General features: G+C 40.1%; 1 protein-coding gene. It reads left to right on the forward strand.

From position 1 onward, the window contains the following. Positions 1-111 precede the first annotated feature (111 nt). Positions 112-441 (forward strand): hypothetical protein, encoded by a 330-nt coding sequence (locus AWB54_RS14990; protein WP_061214589.1) that lies wholly within the window; start codon positions 112-114, stop codon positions 439-441. Positions 442-756: the final 315 nt, after the last annotated feature.

The raw sequence follows: 756 nt of genomic DNA on the forward strand, positions 1-756 counted from the left end.
ACGCGATGCCATTCCTATACAGATAGTTTTGTCATCAGAAATTATCCGAGGAGTCTAAAGCAGATTCCTCGGAGTTACAACACTTCAGAAGAATTATGGTGGATAAAATAATTGCTGGGATATGGACAACCCTTGATTCGCAGCAAGTTAGCCTTGAATGTGAATAATCCTTTAAGGCAGCGGATTGTAGTGAAACATATGATGAGTAACATGCAAAAAGATGAATTAGGAGGGTATCTGAAAACCCGTCTGGCCTTTGGTGGTACACATGAAGAACTTTTCACGGCACCATCGATGGAAGCTATTTATGGCGTTACCAATGGAGTACCACGGCTGGTAAACAGCCTGGCTACAAATTGCCTCCTGTATGCTTGTGAGAAAAAGCAAAGACAGGTTGATGAAGAAACTGTCTATCAAGCTCAAAGTGAATTGAATTTCTAATCTTACTACCGGTCAGCCGCTGGAGTTATTTGATTCTGGCGGCTTTTGGTTTAATCAAATTGGATACCACTTTAAAATGAGAAATGAAATATTTTTTAATGGGCTAATCTGCAAAATTAACTCATAATGGCTCAATATGAGGTGGTTTTAATTTTAGAATTATGGCAGGATTAATGTGAGAATTCACAAGTGACTTCTCCAATCTTCTCATGCCAACCGCCTGGTGCAAACTGCGTACAGAAGATGGTCGATGCATTCTGGTGCCGTGCTTCAACGATTTCCAATAAATCCAATGCCTGTGTTTCTTTTAAAGGG

Source organism: Syntrophomonas wolfei subsp. methylbutyratica (assembly GCF_001570625.1).
Taxonomy (GTDB): domain Bacteria; phylum Bacillota; class Syntrophomonadia; order Syntrophomonadales; family Syntrophomonadaceae; genus Syntrophomonas; species Syntrophomonas methylbutyratica.